The following is a 20,756-nucleotide window of genomic DNA, read 5'->3' as shown; positions in this document are numbered from 1 at the left end:
GCGGGGCCCCGGAGGTGTGACACCTCCGGGGCCCTCGGCGTTCTCACCCCGGCGTCACAGCAGCCCCAGGAACCCCGCCACCGTCTCCGTCATCGCCTCCCGGGCCGGGCGCAGGTACTTGCGCGGGTCGACGGAGGTCGGGTCCTCGGTCAGGTAGGTGCGGACGGCGCAGGTGAAGGCCGTGTTCAGGGCCGTGCCGACGTTGATCTTGACCATGCCCGCAGCGACCGCGGCCCGGATCTCCTCGTCAGGGACGCCGGAGGAGCCGTGCAGCACGAGCGGGACGGGGACGGCGGCCTTGAGGGCGGCGATCAGGGTGTGGTCGAGGGCGGCGGTGCGTTCGGTCATCGCGTGGGAGGAGCCGACGGCGACGGCGAGCGCGTCGACACCCGTGTCGGCGACGTACGCGGCGGCCTCGGCGGGGTCGGTGCGGACGCCCGGCGCGTGGGCGTCGAGCGGCGGCTCGCCCTCCTTGCCGCCGACCTTGCCCAGCTCGGCCTCGATCCAGATCCCGCGCTCGTGGCCCCAGCGGACGGCCTCGGCGGTGGCCTTGACGTTCTCGCCGTAACCCAGCCTGCTGGCGTCGAACATGACGCTGCCGAAGCCCTCGACGTGCGCCTGGCGCAGCAGTTCGACGGACTCGACGTGGTCGAGGTGGAGGGCGAGCGGCGCGGAGGAGGCGCGGGCGACGGCGGTCGCGGCGGCCGCGACGGCGGAGAGCCGGCCGCCGTGGAACTTCACGGCGTTCTCGGATATCTGCAGCACGGCGGGGGCGTCGGCCCGTTCGGCGCCCGCGGCGATGGCCTCGGCGTGTTCGAGGGTGATGACGTTGAAGGCGGCGAGGCCCCGGCCGGCGGCCTGGGCTTCGGTGATGAGGTCGCCGGTGCGGACGAGTGGCATTGCGTTCCTCGATTCCGTGGCCCTGCGGGGCCTGTTCGTACTGCTGCGACTCGGCTACGCCGCTGTAGCCGGCTCGTGGATGGCGATCCGGGGCAGGAGGGACTCGTACGCGGCCTCGTCGAACTCGCCGGCCACCGGGGACAGCACGGTCGCCGCGGAGAGGGCGACGGCGTGGGCCAGCCGGGTGGGCCAGTCGGTGCCGTCGACCAGACCGGCGAGCAGGGCGGCGACGGCCGAGTCGCCCGCACCGGTCGGGTTGCCCTGGACGGGGGCGGGCGGCGCTGCCTGCCACAGGCCCTCCGGCGTGGCGGCGAGCAGGCCGGCCGGGCCGAGCGAGGTGACGACCGCGTGGGCGCCGCGGCGGCGGGCGTCGCGGGTGGCGCGGTGCGGTTCGCGGGAGCCGGTGAGCTGGGCCAGCTCCTGCGCGTTGGGCTTGACCAGGTCGGGGCGGGCGGCGATGCCGCGGCGCAGCGGTTCGCCGCTGGTGTCGAGGAGCACCGGGACGCCGGCGCGGCGGGCGAGCCGGACGAGTTCGGCGTACGCGCCGACGTGGATGCCGGGCGGCAGGCTGCCGCAGAGGGCCACCGCCCGGGCGCCGGCGAGGAGTTCGGTGAAGCGGGCGGTGAACGCGGCCCACTCGGCGGGGGCGATGGCCGGGCCCGGCTCGTTGAGCTGCGTGGTGTCGCCGCTCGCGGCGTCGACGACCGCGACGGTGCGGCGGGTCGGCCCGGCGATCGGGACCAGTTCGTCGCGGACCGGCTGTCCGGCGGTGGTGGCGGCGAGGAGGGCGCGCAGCGTCTCGCCGGTCGCGCCGCCCGCGAAGCCGGTGACGACCGTCTCGTGGCCGAGGGCGCCGAGCACGCGGGCCACGTTGAGGCCCTTGCCACCCGGGCGTTCGATGACCTGGGTGATGCGGTGCGAGGCGTGCGGGACAAGCGCGGGGACGCGATACGTGAGGTCCAGCGCCGTGTTGAGGGTGACCGTGAGGATCACCAGCCCCACCCCCGTCGTCTCGTGCCTGTCAGCTCCGGCCGGCTCGCGTCACCGCCGTCGGCGCCCGATCATGCCAAACAGAAAGCGGTTGGCCCAGACCCTGGGCCAACCGCCTTCAGACAACTTGAGTAGAAATCAGCCCACTTGGGGCTCAACCACCCAGGCGCCCTTGCGCATGACGCCCTTGAGCTCGAAGTTCTCGTCGAGGACGACGATGTCGGCGTCCTTGCCGGGTTCGAGCGAGCCCACCCGGTCGTACACGCCGAGCAGCTTGGCCGGGTTGGCGGAGATGGCCTGGACGACGGACTCGACGGGCAGCTTGTCGATGGTGGCCGCCCGCTTGAACGCCCGGTCGAGCGTCAGCGTCGAGCCGGCGATCGAGCCGCCCTCGACGAGCCGCGCGACGCCGTCCCGCACCTCGACCTCCAGCGGGCCGAGCATGTAGCGGCCGTCGCCGAAGCCGGCGGCGTCCATCGCGTCGGTGATGAACGCGACCCGCTCCGGGCCCGCGTGGTGGAAGGCGAGCTCCAGGGCGGCCGGGTGCAGGTGGGTGCCGTCGTTGATGAGCTCGACCGTGATCCGCTCGTCCTCCAGGAGCGCGGCGATCGGGCCGGGCGCGCGGTGCCCGAGGCCGGGCATCGCGTTGAAGAGGTGGGTGGCGACGGTGGCGCCCGCGTCGATGGCGGCCCGCGTCTGCTCGTACGTCGCGTCCGTGTGCCCGATGGCGGCGATCACGCCGTGCTCGGCGAGCAGCCGTACGGAGTCGATGCCGCCGGGCAGCTCGGTGGCGAGGGTGACCATGCTGGCCCTGCCGCGCGCCGCGTCGATCAGCTTGCGCACCTCGGCCGGTTCGGGGTCGCGCAGCAGCGTCTCGTCGTGGGCGCCCTTGCGGCACGGCGAGATGAACGGGCCCTCGAAGTGGATGCCGGCGATGTCGCCCTGCTCGGCCAGTTCGGAGAGCAGGCCGGCGCGCTGGGTGAGGTAGTCCATCTCGCCGGTGACGAAGGAGGCGACGACGGTGGTCGTGCCGTGCAGCCGGTGGGTCCGGACGCCGGTGAGGATCTCGTCGACGGTGCCGGAGGTGAAGGAGGCGCCGCCGCCGCCGTGGTTGTGGATGTCGACGAAGCCGGGTACGAGCCAGTGGCCGGTGAGGTCGAGGGCGGGCGCCCCTTCCGCTGCCCCTGCGATGCGGCCGTTCTCGACGATCACTCGTCCGTTCTCGACGATCCCGGTGGGCAGGACTACGCGCGCCCCGGCGAGAACTGTGGAAACGGCCATCAGGCGGATACCTCCGAGTCGGCGGATCGGTCGGGTGAGCTGGCGAGCAGGTCCCAGGCGAGGAGGCCCGCGCCCAGGCATCCGGCGGTGTCCCCGAGGGCCGCCGGGACGATGGCGGGCAGCTTCTGGAAGGTGACGCGCTCCTCCACGGCGGCCCGAAGGGGTGTGAACAAGGTTTCCCCCGCCTCGGCGAGACCGCCACCGATGATGAGGGTGCGCGGGTCCAGCAGGGTGAGTGCGGTGACGAGGCCGTCGGCGAGGGCGTCGACGGCCTCCTGCCAGACGCGTACGGCCGCGGGGTCGCCGGACTCGACGGCCTTGGCACAGTCGGCGGCGTCGGCGTCGGGGTCGCCGGAGGCGGTGGCCCAGGCGTGGGAGACGGCGGAGGCGGAGGCGTACCGCTCCAGGCAGCCGCGCTGGCGGCAGCCGCACTCGATGCCGCCGGGGCGGACCACGATGTGGCCGATCTCGCCGGCGTAGCCGTGGGCGCCGGCCTCGATCTCGCCGCCGATGCCGATGGCGCCCGCGATGCCGGTGCCGAGCGGCACGAAGAGGAAGCGGTCGGCGCCGTTGCCCGCGCCGATCCGGCCTTCGGCGAGGCCGCCGGTGCGGACGTCGTGGCCGAGGGCGACGGGGATGCCGCCGAGGCGCTCGCTGAGCAGGGCGCGCATGGGGACGTCGCGCCAGCCGAGGTTGGCGGCGTAGACGGCGATGCCGTTCGCGGCGTCGACGATTCCGGGCACGGCGACGCCGGCGGCCGCGGCGGGCTCGCCGTACCGCTCCTGGCCGAGGGCGCGCAGCTCCTCGGCGAACCCGAGGATCGTCTCGACGACGGCCTCGGGTCCGCGGTCGCGGCCGGTGGCGCGACGGGCCTCGTGGAGCAGGGTGCCGTCCGCCCCGACGAGGGCGGCCTTCATGCCGGTGCCGCCCACATCGAGGGCGATGACGTGTCTCACGGGGACAGTCTCGCCCGTGGGGACCCGAAAGGTCTAGTCCACTGCGGAGGATTGTTGCGGTCGGATACAAATACGGCGGCCCGCTGCTGTGGCGCCGGGATCACGCTCCGGGGACGGTCACGGCGCCAGGATCACGCTCCGCGTCAGGTTCCGCGGGCGGTCCGGGTCCTGGCCGCGGGCCTCGGCGAGGGCGACCGCGAGCCGCTGGGCGCGTACGAGCTCGGCGAGCGGGTCGGTTTCCGGCCGCGACACGAGGGTGCCGCCGACCCGGCCGACATCCGCCGCCAGGCCCTCGGGGAGCGCGCCGAACACCCAGGTGGTGCGGCCGGGGGCGGTGATGGCGATGGGGCCGTGGCGGTACTCCATCGCCGGGTACGACTCCGTCCACGCGCCCGCGGCCTCGCGCATCTTCAGGGCGGCCTCCAGCGCGAGCCCGTACGTCCAGCCGCGCCCCAGGAAGGTCCACTGCTCGGCCGCGAGCACGTCCTCCGGCAGCGGCTCGGTGAGGGCGAGCTCGGCGTCGACGGCGGCCTCGGCGACCGTCTTGAGGCCCGGCAGCTCACCGAGTCCGGCGCGCAGGAAGGCGAGGGCGGTGGTCGCGAACCGGGTCTGGACGACCGACTCCTCGTCCGCCCAGTCCAGGACGGCGACCGCGTCCGCGGCCGGCATGACCGGGGTCTTCGGGTCGGCGGTCAGCGCCGTGGTGGGGATCCGGCCGCGCAGGGCGGTGAGCAGGTCGAGGACCTCGGTGGTGGTACCGGAGCGGGTGATCGCGACGACCCGGTCGTAGGGGCGGCCGGCCGGGAACTCGGAGGACGCGAAGGCGTCGGTCTCGCCGAGGCCGGCCGCCTCGCGCAGCGCCGCGTACGCGATGGCCATGAACCAGGAGGTGCCGCAGCCGGTGACGGCGACCCGCTCGCCGGGCTTCGGCAGCCCCTCGAATCCGGCGGCGGCCTCGACCGCGCGGCGCCAGGCGGCGGGCTGGGTGGCTATCTCTGCGGAGGTGAGGGACATGCGGGCGACTCCTGCCTACGGGGTGCGATGGACCTATTGGTCCAGACCAGAAAGGTTTCAGGGAAGCAATTGCCAAAAGCGCGCAGTCATGTGCATAGCAGTGCGCAGTGCTGTACAGCAATGCGTTGCAGAAGCGATATGGAAGTGGTGTAGACCTCCGGAGTGAATGCGAGGGAAACTTACGGCTCGACTTCGACTCGACGACGAGCAAAGGGTGGGTTAAGGCTGTGCAGCGGCGACGATTTCTTGGACTGGCCGCGGCGGCCTCCGCACTCGGCCTGACCACCGCCCTCTCCGGCTGCGGCACGCTCGGCGGCGAGTCCGGCGACGTCACCCTCAAGCTGATCGCCGCCGACTACGACCTGAACGGCGGCGACTCCACCAAGAAGTACTGGGCCGGCGTCGTCTCCGCCTTCGAAGCGCAGAATCCCGGGGTCAAGGTCCAGGTCCAGATCGAGTCCTGGAACGACGTCGACCGCAAGGTCGCCGAGCTCGTCAAGGCCGGCCAGGCCCCCGACATCGCCCAGATCGGCGCCTACGCCGACTACGCGGCCGCCGGCCAGCTCTACGCCGCGGACGAGCTCCTGTCCATCCGCGTCCAGGCCAACTTCCTCGCCCCGCTCGTCGCGGCCGGCGAGCACAAGCGCACCCAGTACGGGCTGCCCTTCGTCGCCTCGACCCGGCTGCTCTTCTTCAACGAGGAACTCTTCGACAAGGCCGGCATCGACGAGCCCCCGACCACCTGGGACGAGCTCGCCGCGGCGGCCGTGAAGCTGAAGAAGAAGGACGTCCCCTACCCCTTCGCGCTGCCGCTCGGGCCCGAGGAGGCCCAGGCCGAGACCCTGATGTGGCTGCTCAGCGGCGGTGACGGCTACACCGACGCGACCGACCACTACAAGATCGACTCCGAGGCGAACATCCGCACCTTCGAGTGGCTGCGGACCCACCTCGTCGCCGAGGGCCTCACCGGCCCGGTCGCCCCCGGCAAGCTCAACCGCAAGGACGCCTTCGCCGCCTTCGCGCGCGGCGAGGTCGGCATGCTCAACGGCCACCCGTCGCTGATGCAGGAGGCCGAGAAGAAGGGCGTCAAGGTCGGCAAGATCGCCCTCCCCGGCGTGGACGGCAAGGCCAGGGCCACCATGGGCGTCGCCGACTGGATCATGGGCTTCAGGCAGAACGGCCACCGCAAGGAGATCGGCGCGTTCCTCGACTTCGCCTTCAGCGACGAGAACGTGCTGAAGTTCGCCGGCGACAACGACCTGCTGCCCGCCACCGTCACCGCCTCCGCGCGTATGGAGTCCGAGCCGGAGCACGCGGCCCTCCGCGAGTTCCTCCAGGCGCTGCCCGACTCGCAGCTGCCCCCGGTCGGCAAGACGTCCTGGGCGCAGGTCAGCGGCACCATCAAGAAGAGCATCGGCAAGGCGGTCGAACCGGGCGCCAAGCCCGCCGAGGTCCTCGGCCGGATCGCCCGCGAGGCGACGGTGGCGGAGAACGCCGAATAAGTTGGTCTGTATGACCAGTGAACTCGGGGAGCGCGAGCAGGCCGTCCTGGCGCTGGAGCGCCGCTCCTGGCCGGGCCCGGGCGCCAAGGAGCGGGCCGTCCGCGAACAGCTCGGCCTCTCCGCGACCCGCTACTACCAGCTGCTCAACGCCCTGCTCGACGACCCGCGCGCCCTGGCCCACGACCCGGTCACGGTCAACCGGCTGCGCAGGGTGCGGGCGGAGAAGGAACAGCGCCGCTGAGTTCGCCAAGGCCTCAGGGGGGCGCACCTGCGCGGATCGCGCCGCTGACGCGGACGGCAACCCTCGGTAGGGTCGTGGGCATGGTCAGCAGCCTTCCGCACCCGACCACAGCCGCCGGACGCGACGGCCTCGCCGCACTCCTCGCGCGGCCCGAGAAGGCGGTCGTCGCCCTCGACTTCGACGGGACGCTCGCCGAGATCGTGCCCGACCCGGAACGGGCCCGCGCCCACCCCGGCGCCGTCCCCGCCCTGGCCGCCCTGGCCCCGCGGGTGGCCTCCGTCGCCGTGGTCACCGGCCGCCCGGCCGGAGTAGCCGTACGGTACGGGGGCTTCGCGGGCGTCGCCGGCCTGGAGCACCTGGTCGTCCTCGGCCACTACGGCGCCGAACGCTGGGACGCCGTCACCGGCACCGTCCACGCCGCCGCTCCCCACCCGGGCGTGGCCTCGGTCCGCGCCGAGCTCCCCGGCTTCCTCGACCGCATCGGCGCCTGGCCCGGCACCTGGATCGAGGAGAAGGGCCGCGCCGTCGCCGTCCACACCCGCCGCGCCGACGACCCGCAGGGCGCCTTCGAGGCCCTCAAGGGCCCCCTCGGCGACCTGGCCACCCACCACGGACTGGTCCTCGAACCGGGCCGCATGGTCCTGGAACTGCGTCCCCCGGGCATGGACAAGGGCGTCGCCCTCGCCGAGTACGCCCGCGAGATCGGCGCCGAGTCGGTCCTGTACGCGGGCGACGACCTGGGTGACCTCCCGGCGTACGCGGCCGTCGACAAACTCCGCTCCAACGGCACCCCCGGCCTCCTCGTCTGCTCCGCCTCCGCCTCCGAGCAGGTCCCCGACCTGACCGACCGCGCCGACCTCACCCTCGCGGGCCCGGCAGCGGTCGTCTCCTTCCTGGCGAGCCTCGCGCAGGCCCTGGGGCGGGCGGAAGGGGCGTAACGGCCCGCTGCGGCCTCAGGACCGCAGGGCCTCCAGCTGGGACAGGAACCAGCGTTGGGGCGGGAGGGCCGTGGCGGCCGCGGCGAGGCGTTTGGTGCGCTCGGTGCGGTCGGCGGGGGGCATCGACAGGGCGCGGTGGAGGGCCTCGGCGGTCTCCGTCACGTCGTAGGGATTCACCGTGAGCGCGTCCTTGCCGAGCTCCTCGTACGCGCCCGCCTCGCGGGACAGGACCAGGGCGCAGCCGGCCTCGGAGACGACGGGGATCTCCTTGGCGACCAGGTTCATGCCGTCGCGGACCGGGTTGACCAGGGCGACGTCGGCGAGGCGGTAGGCGGCCAGGGAGCGGGTGAAGTCGTCCTGGACGGAGACCAGGACGGGGGTCCAGTCCGGCGTGCCGAACGCGTCGTTGATCCGGTCGGCCAGCTCGCGCACCGCCGTCGTGTACGAGCGGTAGACCTCCAGGTCCTGGCGGGAGGGGTAGGCGGAGGCCAGGTGGACGACGCGGTGCTGCCATTCGGGGTGGGTGGTGAGGAGCTCGCGGTAGGCGAGCAGGCCGCGCAGGATGTTCTTGGACAGTTCGGTGCGGTCGACGCGGACGATGGTCTTCCGGTCGCCCACCTCGGCGCGCAGGGCGGCCAGGCGTTCGTCGACCTCCGGGCGGTGGGCGAGGGACAGCAGCTCGTCGCCGTCCACGCCCAGGGGGTACGCCGCCACACGGGTGGAGCGGTCCGCGCCGCCCTTGCGGTGCTTCACGCCGCGCCACGGGTCGCTGGAGCGCAGGAACGGCTCGGCGGTGCCCTCGGGGCCGTCGATCTGCGCGCCGGACAGGAAGGACGTCGCCCATCCCCAGGTGTGGAAGCCCAGCTCGTCCGCGCCGAGCATGCCCCACAGCAGCTCCTCGCGGACGTCCTCCGGCAGCAGCCGCAGGTACTGGGGCGACGCCCACGGCGTGTGGGTGAAGTGGGCGATCCGCAGGTCGGGGCGCAGCTCGCGCAGCTGCCCCGGGACGAGGGCCAGGTGGTAGTCCTGCACGAGGACCGCCGCGCTGTCGTCCGCCGCCTCGGCCAGGGCCTCGGCGAAGGCGTGGTTGTAGGCGCGGTAGGACTCCCAGCGGCGGCGGAAGGCCGCGTCGAAGACGGGCTCGCGCGGGATGTCGTAGAGGTGGTGGTGGAGGAACCACAGCACCGAGTTGGCGATGCCGTTGTACGCGTCGGCGTACACGTCAGGGGCGATGTCCAGCATCCGGACGCCCGTCTCGGCGACGCCGCGGCGGACGGCCTCGCGGTCGCCGTCGCCGAGCGCCGCGCACACCCAGAGCCCGTCCTCCGACGAGATCGCGCTCAGGCCCGAGACGAGCCCGCCGCCGCCCCGCCGGGCTTCGAGCTCTCCGTCGTCCCGCACGGTGTACGAGACCGGGCCACGGTTCGATGCCACGAGGACAGAAGCCATATCGCGAACCTAGCCCGTCACGTAAACGCTCAAACGTACGGATTCAAGACAGTCGCCGGATCCGTCACGGGACCGGCGCCGGATCGCTCACTGGTTCCGCCACTGGTCCCGTCGGCCCCGTACGGCCGCCAGGGCCACCACGCCCGTCGCCGTGAGCGCCAGGCCCAGCGCGCCGAGCAGCCATCCCGTCTCCGTCGTGAAGTGCATGAGACGGAATGTAGGCAAAGACGACCATCGTCCGGTGTCACGCCACGCTGCGGCGCCGGTACTCCGCGATCTCCGCCATCGGCGGCCGCTCCTCCGTGTCCACCGCGTACGTCCTCGGCGTGAACCCCTCCTCGCCCCGCTCGAACTGGGTCAGCCGAGGCCGCACCAGATGCCCGCGCGAGAGCCGCAGCTGAGCCGTCCGGTAGATCGCCGCCGCCATCCGGCCGAGCGCCTGGCCGTCCTGGTGCCGGTGCTTGCGCACCCCCACGTCCACCTGCGCGAGCGCGTCCAGGCCGACCGTGTGCAGCGCGTCCACGAGGAGGCCCAGCTCCACTCCGTAACCCACCGGGAACGGCAGCCGTTCGAGGAGCGAACGGCGGGCCGCGTACTCGCCGCCGAGCGGCTGGACGAAGCCGGCGAGCTGCGGCCAGTGCAGGTTCAGGAGCGGGCGGGCCACCAGTTCCGTCACCCGGCCGCCCTGACCAGGGGCGTCGCCGAGCGGGCGGTCGTACATCGCCTTCACGAACTCCACGTCCGGGTCGGTGAGCAGCGGCCCCACGATCCCGGTGACGAAGTCCGCCGAGAAGTCCCGCAGGTCCGCGTCCACGAAGCACACCACGTCCCCACCGGTCACCATCAGTGACCGCCACAGGACCTCGCCCTTGCCGGCCACCGCCGGTATTCGGGGCAGGATCGCGTCCCGCGCCACCACCCGGGCCCCGGCCGCCGCCGCCACCTCCGCCGTACGGTCCGTGGAGCCCGAGTCGACCACCACCAGCTCGTCCACCAGCGGCACCGCCTCGGTCATCAGCTCCCGGCGGATCGCGGAGACGATCGCGCCGACCGTCGCCTCCTCGTTCAGCGCAGGCAGCACCACACTGACCGTGGTCCCCCGCTTCGCGGCGAGAACCCGCTCCAGCGGACGGTCGGCCACGGACCAGGACCGCCGGGACAGCCAGCGCTCCACCTCTTCCAGCAACGTGATCTCCATCTCGCGGATCGGACGACCGTCTCGCCCGTCCAGGGCTTCGGTTACAGTCTTGAACAACGCGGATGCCCGATGCATGTCGGGGTGCCGCCCGCGTCACACAATCGAATACCGCTCATCCAGAGGGGCAGAGGGAAACGGCCCGTTGAAGCCCCGGCAACCCTCCAGTCGGTTTGTCTCGTCCTCCAGCGAGGCCCCCGGCTAGGGAAGGTGCCAAATCCGTCTCATGGCGAAATGCGCCATGAGGAAGATGAGGAGAAAGGGCCTCGCCTCCATGGCTGTACAGACTGTCGCCACCCCCGCCACCGTCGATCTGGGTCCCGCGTCCGGGCTTTCCTGTCGCGAATGCGGTGAGTCCTTCCCGCTCGGCCCGATCTTCGCCTGTGAGCTCTGCTTCGGCCCGCTCGAAGTCGCGTACGAGCTCCCCGCCGGCGACCCCGAGGCGCTGCGCAAGCAGATCGAGGCCGGCCCCGCCAACATCTGGCGCTACGCCCCGCTGCTGCCCGTCCCGGCCGACGTCGCCGAGAAGCCCAACCTGAACCCCGGCTGGACCAAGCTCGTCCAGGCCGACAACCTCGCCCGCGAGATCGGCGTCGAGCCCGGCAAGCTGTTCGTCAAGGACGACTCCGGCAACCCGACCCACTCCTTCAAGGACCGGGTCGTCGCCCAGGCCATCGAGGCCGCCCGCGCCTTCGGCTTCACCACCCTGTCCTGCTCCTCCACCGGCAACCTGGCCGGCGCCGTCGGTGCCGCCGCCGCCCGGGCCGGCTTCCGCTCCTGCGTGTTCATCCCGCACGACCTGGAGCAGGGCAAGGTCGTCATGGCCGGTGTCTACGGCGGCGACCTGGTCGCCATCGAGGGCAACTACGACGACGTCAACCGCTTCTGCTCGGAGCTCATCGGCGACCCGCTCGGCGAGGGCTGGGGATTCGTCAACGTCAACCTCCGCCCGTACTACGGCGAGGGGTCGAAGACCCTCGCGTACGAGATCTGCGAGCAGCTCGGCTGGGTCATCCCCGACCAGCTGGTGATCCCGATCGCCTCCGGCTCCCAGCTCACCAAGATCGACAAGGGTCTGCAGGAGCTCATCAAGCTGGGCCTGGTCGAGGACAAGCCGTACAAGATCTTCGGCGCCCAGGCCGAGGGGTGCTCCCCGGTCTCCGTCGCCTTCAAGGCCGGCCACGACGTCGTACGGCCCCAGAAGCCGAACACCATCGCCAAGTCGCTGGCCATCGGCAACCCGGCCGACGGCCCGTACGTCCTCGACATCGCCCGCCGCACCGGCGGCGCCGTGGAGGACGTGAACGACGAGCAGGTCGTGGACGCGATCAAGCTCCTCGCGGAGACCGAGGGCATCTTCGCCGAGACCGCGGGCGGCGTGACCGTCGGCGTCGCGCGGAAGCTCGTCGAGAACGGTCTGATCGACCCCAGCCTCACCACCGTCGTCCTGAACACCGGTGACGGCCTCAAGACCCTGGACGCCGTGGCCGACAGCTCACAGGCGACCGCCACCATCCGCCCGAGCCTCGACGCGTTCCGCGACGCCGGCCTGGCCCACTGACCGGCTCACTGAAAGGTTCGTGAACACATGGCCGTCAACGTCCGCATCCCCACCATCCTCCGCACCTACACGGGCGGCCAGGCCGAGGTGAAGGCCGAGGGTGGCACCCTCGCCGAGGTCATCGCCGACCTGGAGAAGAACCACGCGGGCATCGCCGCCCGCGTCCTGGACGACCAGGGCAAGCTGCGCCGCTTCGTCAACGTGTACGTCAACGACGACGACGTCCGCTTCGAGCAGGGTCTGGAGACCGAGACGCCGGACGGCGCGGGCGTCTCCATCATCCCGGCCGTCGCCGGCGGCTGCTGAGTCGTCCCACGCCGGAGTCCCCGGAGTCCCGGGAGTCCCGGAGTCCCCGGAGTCCCGGAGTTCTCGAATATCCGAAGCTCCCAGAATTGCCCCTTCCGCTATCAGAAGCGGAGGGGGCAATTCTGCATGGTTGAGCGCGGTAGAGTTGGGGAAGTCCCCTCCGCTGCTCATGCCAGGCGCATATGAGAATGCGTCGGTGCGCGACAAGATGCAGCCAAAGTGCCCGTGCCTTGTGTACCTTCTGCGCACTTTGCCGGGCCCGACTTGCCCGGGAATTCAACGGATTCTCCCCAATTCCCCTTTCCGGCGTGCCCAGAATTCTCGTCCGATTGACCTGTTGCAGAGGGCAGTTGGGCAGATACATTCAGCCGCGGTCGACGCGTTCCGGCGCAGGGTCTGACCCGGGTCCGCGAAGTGCGGTCCCGCGCAAGGGCCAGTAATAGGGGAGTTAGGCATGGCTCAGGGCACCGTCAAGTGGTTCAACGCGGAGAAGGGCTACGGCTTCATCGCGGTCGACGGTGGTGCGGATGTTTTCGTCCACTACAGCGCGATCCAGATGGACGGTTACCGCACCCTCGAAGAGGGTCAGCGGGTCGAGTTCGAGATCTCGCAGGGCCAGAAGGGTCCGCAGGCGGACATGGTCAAGCTCGCCGTCTGAGCGCGGCGCGATCGGCCACCGACGCACTTCCGTCGAGGGGCCCGCATCCCGACCAGGGATGCGGGCCCCTCGCGCGTCCTGTGCGGCTACCCCCCAGCCTGTCGATCTGCGGGAGTCGCTCGCCCCCGCCCCTCGCCCGACCGCCACCCCTCGTCGATGTCCCTTCGGGACGCTTGCACTCTCCTGGGTCGAGTGCTAATCATTGGCGTTAGCACTCTGAAGGTGAGAGTGCTTACGAGGATCGGGCAGACGAGGCCCGCGGCCAGGTGGGGCAAGGAACCACAGGGCCCGCGGACCGTCCGTCGCGGGCGTCGGCGCGGTCCAGGAGCGTTATCCACCCCATGTCCGGGAGGACCACTTCACATGGCCAAGATCATCGCGTTCGACGAGGAGGCCCGGCGCGGTCTCGAGCGCGGCATGAACCAGCTCGCTGACGCCGTCAAGGTCACCCTCGGCCCCAAGGGTCGCAACGTCGTCCTCGAGAAGAAGTGGGGCGCCCCCACGATCACCAACGATGGTGTCTCCATCGCCAAGGAGATCGAGCTCGAGGACCCGTACGAGAAGATCGGCGCCGAGCTGGTCAAGGAAGTCGCCAAGAAGACGGACGACGTCGCCGGCGACGGTACGACCACCGCCACCGTTCTCGCCCAGGCGCTCGTCCGCGAGGGCCTGCGCAACGTCGCCGCCGGTGCCAACCCGATGGCCCTCAAGCGCGGCATCGAGAAGGCCGTCGAGGCCGTCTCCGGCGCCCTGCTCGAGCAGGCGAAGGACGTCGAGACCAAGGAGCAGATCGCCTCCACGGCCTCCATCTCCGCCGCCGACACCCAGATCGGCGAGCTCATCGCCGAGGCGATGGACAAGGTCGGCAAGGAAGGCGTCATCACCGTCGAGGAGTCCCAGACCTTCGGTCTGGAGCTGGAGCTCACCGAGGGCATGCGCTTCGACAAGGGCTACATCTCGGCGTACTTCGCGACCGACATGGAGCGCATGGAGGCGGCCCTGGATGACCCGTACATCCTGATCGTCAACTCCAAGGTCTCCTCGGTGAAGGACCTGCTCCCGCTCCTCGAGAAGGTCATGCAGTCGGGCAAGCCGCTGCTGATCATCGCCGAGGACGTCGAGGGCGAGGCCCTGTCGACCCTGGTCGTCAACAAGATCCGTGGCACCTTCAAGTCCGTCGCCGTCAAGGCCCCGGGCTTCGGCGACCGTCGCAAGGCCATGCTGAACGACATCGCCATCCTCACCGGCGGCACGGTCATCTCCGAAGAGGTCGGCCTCAAGCTGGAGAACGCGGGCCTCGACCTGCTGGGCCGCGCCCGCAAGGTCGTCATCACCAAGGACGAGACCACCATCGTCGACGGTGCCGGTGACAGCGAGCAGGTCGCCGGTCGCGTGAACCAGATCCGCGCCGAGATCGAGAACTCCGACTCGGACTACGACCGCGAGAAGCTCCAGGAGCGCCTCGCGAAGCTGGCCGGCGGCGTCGCCGTCATCAAGGCCGGTGCCGCGACCGAGGTCGAGCTCAAGGAGCGCAAGCACCGCATCGAGGACGCCGTTCGCAACGCGAAGGCGGCCGTCGAGGAGGGCATCGTCGCCGGCGGTGGCGTGGCCCTGCTCCAGGCCTCCTCGGTCTTCGAGAAGCTCGAGCTGGACCTGAACGGTGACGAGGCCACCGGTGCCGCGATCGTGAAGCTGGCCCTGGAGGCCCCGCTGAAGCAGATCGCGATCAACGCCGGCCTCGAGGGCGGCGTCGTGGCGGAGAAGGTCCGCAACCTGCCGACCGGTCACGGCCTGAACGCCGCGACCAACGAGTACGTCGACCTCATCGCCGAGGGCATCATCGACCCGGCGAAGGTCACGCGCTCGGCGCTGCAGAACGCGGCCTCCATCGCGGCCCTGTTCCTCACCACCGAGGCCGTCATCGCCGACAAGCCGGAGAAGGCCTCCGCGGCCGCTCCGGGCGGCATGCCGGGCGGTGACATGGACTTCTGATCCCCTCGGGGATCGGTGGTTCATCGCTGAACGCGACCGAGGGCGGCACCCCCAGTGGGGGTGCCGCCCTCGGGCTTTGTCAGCCGGTTCTCCGGACGGTGTCAGCGGACGTCGACGTAGTCCGCCACGCCCGACGCCTGGAAGTGCGTGCCGTCGGCCACGTAGACGAGGTTGTACACACCGTCACCCGTCGCCTTGTGCTTCAGCGCCACGTTGCCGTTGGAGGCGGTGTTGCCCTTGGCGACCGTGATCCACTTCGAGGTGCCCTTGGCCCGGAACACCAGCTGGACCTGCTTGTAGGCCAGCGGCTTCCAGCCGCCCGCGTTGTGCTGGAGCGTGCCCGTCACGGTCACCGTCGAGCCCTTGCGGACGGGCTCGGGGGCCGCGTTGACGTTCAGGATCCGGGTCTCGGTCCGGACGATGTAGAACGGCTTGCCCACGGACTCCGCGTACTGGTCCGAGGTGAGGTGCCGCAGCCGGAACCAGCCGCCCTTGCTCCACACGGCGATGCCGAAGGAGGAGCGGACGTCGGAGTAGAAGCTGGTCGAGCCGACCTTCTTCCAGCCCGTCTGCCCGTCGGGCGACTGCTCGAGCAGCACCGTCTGGGAGGACGACCCGCCCGACCAGCGCTCGTACGGGGAACGCAGCTGGCCGTACACCTTCAGGCGCGCGTCGGGCGCGAGCGAGTAGCCCGTGGTCGTGGTGCGCGAGTCGAGGGGCATGACGAGCGTGCCCTGGACCGGCGAGAAGGCCTGGAACAGGTCCGCCGACTCGACGGTCCAGCCCGAGGCGTTCGGGCCCGCGGCGGCGACGAGCTTCGCGGTGTAGTTGCCGTCGGCGTCGGTCCGCACCGTCTGCGGGAACGAGACGGCCTCGTGGTAGTAGTCGTGCGGCGCGCCGAGGCGCACCCGCACCGGCTGGTCCGCGAGCGGCGCCCCGCCGTTCTCCGGGTCGGTGACCCGGCCGGTGATGGTGACGGTCTCGCCGCTCACCGCGCGCGCCTTGTCGGCGGTGGCGGTGACCGTCATCTTCCTGGCCTGCCACTCGCTGAAGTAGCGCCAGTCGGTGGCGGTGCCGTGGACCTCGGCGCTGTCCTCGGCGAACGAGGCCCGGTACGACTCGTAGGCCCGCGTCGCCGGGATCGGGGCGCCGGCGAACTCGCCGGTGTCCGTGGTGAGCGCGGACTGTGCCGGGCCCTCGTCCGGGGTGGAACGCTGGTACGAGACCGAGCGCCCAGGCAGCGGCACGATGTCGCCGGAGCCGGGCTGGACACCGGTCAGCTTGCCCTGCGGGCGGATGCTCGGGTCGTTCCAGCCGGGGGTGCCGACGGCGAAGCTGAGCAGCGGCCGCAGGGTGAAGTCCAGCGTGCCCGCGCCGGTGCGGGTCACCGTGTTGCCGAGCGAGTCGGTGGCGGTGACGTCGATCGCGTACTTGCCGAGCGCCGGGATGGTGCCCTGGTCCTCGGTCAGCTTGAGCGTGGCGTCCGCGGGCAGCGTGAAGGTGCCCGGGGTGGACTGGAGCAGCGCCGGGATGTCGGCGAGGACGGTGTCGCCCTGGCGGACCTTGGCGGAGACCGCGGTGACGGTGGCCTGCGGGGCGTCCGTCCACGCGGTCACGCGGAAGCTGCCGCGCTGGTCGGCCTGGGTGACGGCCCGGCCGACGCCCACCGGGGTGGGCGTCGGGGCGGGCTCGTCGGCGAGGGCGGGAGCGGCCGCGACGCCCAGGGTGAGCGCCGTGACGAGGGAGACGGCGGAGAGCCGCCGGAGGTCAGAGCGTCGGAGCTCCGGGCGCCGGGACTCCGAGCGTCGGAGATCAGAGCGCATCGACATAGATGGTCCTCGACTCGCTGTAGAAGAAACCGTTCTTGGACTGGAGGTACAGCCCCCATGAGCCGTCGCCGTAGTTGGTGGCGCGGAAGTTGAAGTTGCCGGCCGAGTTGGTCGCGACGTCCTTCTTGACCCAGTACCAGCTCGAGTCGCCCCTGGGCTTGAAGACCAGCGTCACCTTGGCACCCGGCATGGCCTTCCAGACGCCGTTCACCTTCTGCTGGACGAGACCCTTGACGGTCATCGACGAGCCGGTGCGGGGCCGGGACGGGGTGATGGAGACGTTGACGATCCGGGTGGGCGTACGGGCCAGCCGGACCGGGGTGCTGGTCCGGGCGAAGAAACGGTCCGTCTCGGGGTGGTAGATCCGGTAGAGGGCGTTGTCGAAGCCCCAGACCTGGAACGAGTAGCTGCTGCAGTACGAGGTGGCCTGTGCCTTCATGTCGTGCCACGTGCGGCCGTTGTCCAGGGACACCTGGAGGGCGACCCAGTCGATCTTGTCGTAGCAGGTCACCGACGCGTTGGTGGCCAGACGGCCGGTCGCGGTGAGCCTGCCGAACTCGTCGAGGGTCATCCGGGCGTCGGCGTACCAGAAGTGCTGCGGTACGGCGATCCTGGCGAGGTCGTACGGCCGGTCGTTGCCCTTGCCGTAGTACACGGAGGGACGCAGGCCGGTGTAGACGCCGGTCGTCGAGTACTGGGCCCGGGCCAGGTACGAGAAGGAGCCGTCGGCGAACGTGCCGCCGGAGCCGATCTCGTTGCGCACGGCCGTGTCGTAGCCGAGCGGCTCGGTGCCGGTGGAGACGACCGGCGCGCCGCCGAAGGCCTTCCAGCCCTCGGCGGTCAGGCGTTCGACGCGGCCGGTGACCTTGACGTCGGTGTTCGCGTTGACGCGGTACTTGCTGGTGTCCGAGGTGATTCGGTACGTCAGCTTCTCCACGCCCACGGCGGGCACCGGGCGCGCCTCGTCCGGGTCCACGTCGGTGCCGGCCGTGACGACGGCCGTGCCGCCGGAGATCTCGGCGTTCGGGGTGACCGGCAGCGAGAAGGTGCCGTCGGCGGCCGTGGTGGCCGTGGCGATCTTCGTGCTGGTCGCGGAGTACGCGTCGCGCAGGTTCAGCGTGACCTTGACCGAGGTTCCCTCGGCGGCGGGGGTGCGCTCGCCGGTGGCCGGGTTCCAGGTGGTGGCCGTACCGGACAGGACGACGTCCCGCTGGTCGTAGCTGGTGGTCTTGCGGTCGAAGGCGACCGTGGAGACACCGGTGTGCAGCTTGTAGCCGAAGGACCCGCCGGTCCAGTGCTCGACGATGCCGCCGGGCAGGCGGTAGTCGACGGCGAGCGGGTAGTCCCCGAAGGCGGTGCCCTCGGGGAGCTTGATCGCCGCGTCGGTGGTCCAGGCGTTGTAGGCCGTCGACGTGAGCTCGTCCGTCGTGGCGAGCACGGCGGCGTCCGGGGCGCTGGAGGCGAGGACGCTCACCTTCACCCAGAGCGCGTTGGACGGCAGCCCGAGGGTCAGCCGGCCGTCGTCGTGGGTGACGGTCTGGCTCACGGTCGCGGCGTACGCGGTCGGCGCCGCGACGATGACGGGCAGGGCGACGCCTGCCGAAAGAGCGAAAACGGTTGCCGCACGTACCAAGGCATGCGGCAGCGTGCGCGTAGAGCGCATCTGAGGGACCCCCCACAGGTCGGAAAGGCGGCGCGTTGGATATCGCAGGCCGCGTGGGAGCACGATAGCGCCTCAGGGTTGAACGTGTTCACTCGATTCCCTGTTCGCCCCTGTTCGCACGGAGAGTCGGTCAGGGCGATCCTGGGAGGAGGGGCGGGAAAGGCAGACGGCCGAGGTCGCGGCAGAGGCAGACGGGAGAAATTCCGATGATCACTCTCCTCACGACACCCGCGGAACGCGAGCTGGTCATCACCCGCACCTTCGACGCCCCCGTGGAACGCGTCTGGGAGGCCTGGACCCGCCCCGAGCACGTGCGCGAATGGTACGGAGTCGCCGCCCTGACCATGTCCGTCTGCGACATCGACCTGCGCCCGGGCGGCGCGTGGCGCTGGGGCCAGCGGGCCCCCGACGGCCAGGAGATCGTCTTCTCGGGCACGTACGAGGAGATCGTCCCGTCCGAACGCATCGTCTACACGGAGATCTTCGAACAGATGCCGGACGGCGAACCGGTCCGCGTCATCCTCACCTTCGACGCCACTCCCGACGGCGGCACGGCCCTGACCAGCACGTCCTTCTGGCCCTCCACGGAGGTCCGGGACCAGGCGCTGGCGGCGGGGATGGAGTCGGGGGTGAAGGAGCAGTACGACCGGCTGGCGAGGTATCTGGAGACGATGTGACGGGCTGCCGCCGCCGGCTCAGTACGGGTGCCGGCGGAGCAGGGCCCGGGCCATGGGCTGCCCGGTGCGGCGGGCGTAAGCCGTCCGCTCCTTGACCTCGCGGAGGGTGCGGGGGCGCCAACCGGGGCCGCCACAGCAACTCTTGTGGAACCGGATGCCCGCGTTGAGCACGACGGACAGCGCGCGCCAGGCGTCCGTGTCACGGCGCCGGGGCGGGGCGAAGGCAGAGCCGGCATGGATCATCGCCCGCGCGCAGCGCGGACAGCGCCGCTCGCGCTCGGGCCCGTACGGCTGCTTGTACGAGGCCCGGCAGGGCAGGCAGACGTACGAGGTCTTGGCATGGCTCATGCGGGCAGGCTAGAGCCCCAAGGGCCTGGCGGGCCATGGGATTTCGGCGGCCACCGGCCTATTCGGGGGCGCGGCGGGCGGGCCGCGGTGTGCGAGTACGTCAGCGGCTGACGTCCGGCAGGTCCGCGCGCCGGAACAGGCCCGTCCAGAGGAAGGGCTCGCCGAAGCGGGCGGAGGTGGGCGGCTCGGCGTGCATGCGGCGGAGAGCGAGTTCCTCCAGGACGGTGGCGTCCGTGAAGAGGGTGCGGAGCGACGTGGCCGTGTAGGCGAGGCCGCCGTGGAGGGAGGCGTCGCGGTAGAAGGCGGGGTCGGGGAGTTCGGAGCCCATGCCGTCGGGGCCGGCGGCGAAGCAGGTGAGGGCGAAGTGGCCGCCGGGGGCGAGGTGGTGGGTGAGGAAGTCGAGATAGGTGCCGCGGCGGTGCGGCGGAAGGTGGTGGAAGCAGCCGGAGTCGTAGATCAGGTCGTACGGGGCTTGGTCCAGGTCCTTGTCCAGGGCGCCGGAGAAGGCGTTGCCCTGGAGGAAGCGGATGTTCTCGTGGCCGGCCTCCCGCGCGCGTTCGCGGGCCCAGGCGAGGGCGCCGGGCGAGAGGTCCACGGCGTCGACCTCGAAGCCCCGTTCGGCGAGGAACAGGGCGTTGCGGCCCGGGCCGCAGCCGAGATCGAGGGCGCGGCCGGCGGCGGGGTCGACGAGGCCGTCGTCCAGGTAGCCGACGAGGTTCTCGTCCGGCTTCGGGACGAAGAACGGGACCGGCCTGGAACGGTCGTCGTAGAACCTCTCCCACTTGTCGGCGTCGTGGGCGAACAGGCCGTCGAGGAGTTCGAGGACGTCCTCGGTGGTACGGGTCGTGCGGTCCAGCGTGCGGTCCAAAGCGGTCCCCTTCCGTGTCAGGGAAACGGTAGGGGAGGTGGAGGTGAAAGGCCAGGTCAGATGCTGTTTGCGGGGTGGCTGTGCGGCTGTTGGGCGGGGGTGCGCGGGGTGGTCGCGGCCCCCGCCTCGGCGGGTACGGGGTACGGGCCTGGCGGGGGCGGCAGGGGGCGTCTCGGGGGGTCCGGGCGGCCGCGGAGGGCGCATCCCGACGAGTTCCGTGCCCCTGTGTCCGAGACGCCGAACGGGAGGGGCAGGGGAGGGAGTTCGTCAGGAGTGCGGGAGGGCGAAGTTGTATCCCTGGGCGCTGTGCGCGCCGCCGGCGGGGCAGACGCCGTCGGTGGGGTAGCCCCAGAAGTACATCGCGAAGCACTTCTGGCAGAAGCGCCAG

General features: G+C 71.4%; 19 protein-coding genes and 1 riboswitch. Of the genes, 8 read left to right on the top strand and 11 right to left on the bottom strand.

The window, feature by feature from the left end; translation table 11 throughout:
• Window positions 1–54: 54 nt before the first annotated feature.
• From ACIGEZ_RS30765 to ACIGEZ_RS30745, 5 genes are all read right to left on the bottom strand, one after another.
• Window positions 55–900, bottom strand: coding sequence for a ketose-bisphosphate aldolase (locus ACIGEZ_RS30765; protein ID WP_399837575.1), 846 nt, complete (start codon window positions 898–900; stop codon window positions 55–57).
• Window positions 901–954: 54 nt separating this feature from the next.
• Window positions 955–1,893 (bottom strand): 1-phosphofructokinase family hexose kinase, encoded by a 939-nt coding sequence (locus ACIGEZ_RS30760; RefSeq protein ID WP_399837572.1) that lies wholly within the window; start codon window positions 1,891–1,893, stop codon window positions 955–957.
• Between the two features lie 135 nt (window positions 1,894–2,028).
• The gene (gene nagA, locus ACIGEZ_RS30755) at window positions 2,029–3,171 is read right to left on the bottom strand and encodes an N-acetylglucosamine-6-phosphate deacetylase (RefSeq protein ID WP_399837569.1); all 1,143 of its coding nucleotides are present in this window, start codon (window positions 3,169–3,171) and stop codon (window positions 2,029–2,031) included.
• Complete coding sequence (locus ACIGEZ_RS30750) at window positions 3,171–4,127, bottom strand: ROK family protein (RefSeq protein WP_399837567.1); 957 nt, start codon at window positions 4,125–4,127, stop codon at window positions 3,171–3,173. Before ACIGEZ_RS30750 ends, nagA begins: the two co-directional genes overlap by 1 nt.
• A 117-nt stretch (window positions 4,128–4,244) precedes the next feature.
• A complete protein-coding gene (locus ACIGEZ_RS30745) occupies window positions 4,245–5,141 on the bottom strand; it encodes an SIS domain-containing protein (RefSeq protein ID WP_399837564.1) in 897 nt (298 codons plus the stop codon).
• A gap of 227 nt (window positions 5,142–5,368) precedes the next feature.
• On the opposite strand from ACIGEZ_RS30745, the gene ACIGEZ_RS30740 reads away from it, so the two are divergent.
• The 3 genes from ACIGEZ_RS30740 (at window position 5,369) to otsB (ending at window position 7,822) form a co-directional block, all read left to right on the top strand.
• Complete coding sequence (locus ACIGEZ_RS30740) at window positions 5,369–6,643, top strand: extracellular solute-binding protein (RefSeq protein WP_399837561.1); 1,275 nt, start codon at window positions 5,369–5,371, stop codon at window positions 6,641–6,643.
• Window positions 6,644–6,653: 10 nt separating this feature from the next.
• Window positions 6,654–6,884: a DUF3263 domain-containing protein gene (locus tag ACIGEZ_RS30735; RefSeq protein WP_399837558.1), complete on the top strand. Its 231-nt coding sequence runs from the start codon at window positions 6,654–6,656 to the stop codon at window positions 6,882–6,884.
• 80 nt (window positions 6,885–6,964) lie between these two features.
• Entirely contained in the window at window positions 6,965–7,822 is an 858-nt protein-coding gene (gene otsB / locus ACIGEZ_RS30730; RefSeq protein WP_399837556.1) for a trehalose-phosphatase, read from the top strand.
• A gap of 15 nt (window positions 7,823–7,837) precedes the next feature.
• Here the strand turns inward: otsB and ACIGEZ_RS30725 are convergent, their stop codons facing one another.
• Both ACIGEZ_RS30725 and ACIGEZ_RS30720 read right to left on the bottom strand, forming a co-directional pair.
• On the bottom strand, window positions 7,838–9,271 hold the full coding sequence (locus tag ACIGEZ_RS30725) for a trehalose-6-phosphate synthase (RefSeq protein ID WP_399837553.1): 1,434 nt from the start codon (window positions 9,269–9,271) through the stop codon (window positions 7,838–7,840).
• A 244-nt stretch (window positions 9,272–9,515) separates the two neighbouring features.
• Window positions 9,516–10,457: a glucosyl-3-phosphoglycerate synthase gene (locus ACIGEZ_RS30720; protein ID WP_399837884.1), complete on the bottom strand. Its 942-nt coding sequence runs from the start codon at window positions 10,455–10,457 to the stop codon at window positions 9,516–9,518.
• A 121-nt stretch (window positions 10,458–10,578) separates the two neighbouring features.
• A riboswitch (SAM riboswitch) is annotated at window positions 10,579–10,723 on the top strand.
• On the opposite strand from ACIGEZ_RS30720, the gene thrC reads away from it, so the two are divergent.
• The 4 genes from thrC to groL all read left to right on the top strand — a co-directional run bounded on the left by thrC (window position 10,717) and on the right by groL (window position 14,983).
• Complete coding sequence (thrC, locus tag ACIGEZ_RS30715; protein WP_399837551.1) at window positions 10,717–12,027, top strand: threonine synthase; 1,311 nt, start codon at window positions 10,717–10,719, stop codon at window positions 12,025–12,027. Its footprint overlaps the riboswitch before it by 7 nt.
• Before the next feature lie 27 nt (window positions 12,028–12,054).
• Window positions 12,055–12,333, top strand: a complete 279-nt coding sequence (locus ACIGEZ_RS30710; RefSeq protein WP_399837548.1) for a MoaD/ThiS family protein — start codon at window positions 12,055–12,057, stop codon at window positions 12,331–12,333.
• Between the two features lie 454 nt (window positions 12,334–12,787).
• Window positions 12,788–12,991 (top strand): cold-shock protein, encoded by a 204-nt coding sequence (locus ACIGEZ_RS30705; RefSeq protein ID WP_005315736.1) that lies wholly within the window; start codon window positions 12,788–12,790, stop codon window positions 12,989–12,991.
• A 363-nt stretch (window positions 12,992–13,354) separates the two neighbouring features.
• Window positions 13,355–14,983 carry a chaperonin GroEL gene (groL, locus tag ACIGEZ_RS30700; RefSeq protein ID WP_399837546.1) on the top strand — a complete coding sequence of 543 codons (1,629 nt, stop codon included), beginning with the start codon at window positions 13,355–13,357 and terminating at the stop codon, window positions 14,981–14,983.
• Between the two features lie 101 nt (window positions 14,984–15,084).
• Here groL and ACIGEZ_RS30695 read toward each other — a convergent pair whose 3' ends face one another.
• Together ACIGEZ_RS30695 and ACIGEZ_RS30690 are read right to left on the bottom strand one after the other, a co-directional pair.
• Window positions 15,085–16,806, bottom strand: a complete 1,722-nt coding sequence (locus ACIGEZ_RS30695) for a hypothetical protein (RefSeq protein WP_399837544.1) — start codon at window positions 16,804–16,806, stop codon at window positions 15,085–15,087.
• Window positions 16,796–18,358: a hypothetical protein gene (locus ACIGEZ_RS30690; RefSeq protein WP_399837542.1), complete on the bottom strand. Its 1,563-nt coding sequence runs from the start codon at window positions 18,356–18,358 to the stop codon at window positions 16,796–16,798. Before ACIGEZ_RS30690 ends, ACIGEZ_RS30695 begins: the two co-directional genes overlap by 11 nt.
• Before the next feature lie 323 nt (window positions 18,359–18,681).
• Here ACIGEZ_RS30690 and ACIGEZ_RS30685 point away from each other — a divergent pair, with 323 nt between their 5' ends.
• Window positions 18,682–19,152 carry an SRPBCC family protein gene (locus ACIGEZ_RS30685; protein ID WP_399837539.1) on the top strand — a complete coding sequence of 157 codons (471 nt, stop codon included), beginning with the start codon at window positions 18,682–18,684 and terminating at the stop codon, window positions 19,150–19,152.
• An 18-nt stretch (window positions 19,153–19,170) separates the two neighbouring features.
• Here ACIGEZ_RS30685 and ACIGEZ_RS30680 read toward each other — a convergent pair whose 3' ends face one another.
• Together ACIGEZ_RS30680 and ACIGEZ_RS30675 are read right to left on the bottom strand one after the other, a co-directional pair.
• On the bottom strand, window positions 19,171–19,500 hold the full coding sequence (locus ACIGEZ_RS30680) for a deoxyxylulose-5-phosphate synthase (RefSeq protein WP_399837537.1): 330 nt from the start codon (window positions 19,498–19,500) through the stop codon (window positions 19,171–19,173).
• Window positions 19,501–19,600: 100 nt separating this feature from the next.
• Window positions 19,601–20,356, bottom strand: a complete 756-nt coding sequence (locus tag ACIGEZ_RS30675) for a class I SAM-dependent methyltransferase (RefSeq protein WP_399837881.1) — start codon at window positions 20,354–20,356, stop codon at window positions 19,601–19,603.
• Window positions 20,357–20,756 lie beyond the last annotated feature (400 nt).

This window comes from Streptomyces sp. NPDC085481 (assembly GCF_044541845.1).
Lineage (GTDB): Bacteria > Actinomycetota > Actinomycetes > Streptomycetales > Streptomycetaceae > Streptomyces.
This window is presented reverse-complemented; position numbering and strand designations above follow the sequence as displayed.